Source organism: Paucilactobacillus suebicus DSM 5007 = KCTC 3549, from assembly GCF_001434475.1.
GTDB classification, from domain to species: domain Bacteria; phylum Bacillota; class Bacilli; order Lactobacillales; family Lactobacillaceae; genus Paucilactobacillus; species Paucilactobacillus suebicus.
The window spans coordinates 1-336 of the sequence record NZ_AZGF01000080.1 but is presented as its reverse complement, the minus strand read 5'-3'; the positions used below and the strand labels follow the sequence as shown (position 1 = coordinate 336).

The window sequence follows — 336 nt, the reverse complement described above, 5'->3', positions numbered from 1 at the left end:
TCTTTGACAAGCATGCAAATTTAAAATATAAGTTTGGAAATCGTCATTTTTGGGCCGAAGGATATTATGTTAGCACTGTTGGACTTAATGAATCAACGATTAGAAAATACATCAGAGATCAAGAAGTGAATGATCAAGCACAAGATAGATTGAGTGTGAAAGAATATGAAGACCCCTTTAGGGGTAGGTAAGTATTACAAGACCCCTTAAAGGGGTAGCAAAGTAGTTCACGCATTCTGGCTTGAACTACATAAAAGCCAGCGCCTTGAGACGCTGGCCGGTAGCAGAGGCTTATAGCCTCAGAGCAAACCACCCGTTTTACGGGTGGTTATGATT

1 protein-coding gene is annotated in these 336 nt (G+C 40.8%); it reads left to right on the top strand.

Going from position 1 to position 336, the window contains the following annotated elements:
* On the top strand, positions 1-191 hold a 191-nt coding region (locus FD16_RS12500; protein ID WP_191983036.1), incomplete at its 5' end, for a transposase.
* Between the last annotated feature and the right edge of the window lie 145 nt (positions 192-336).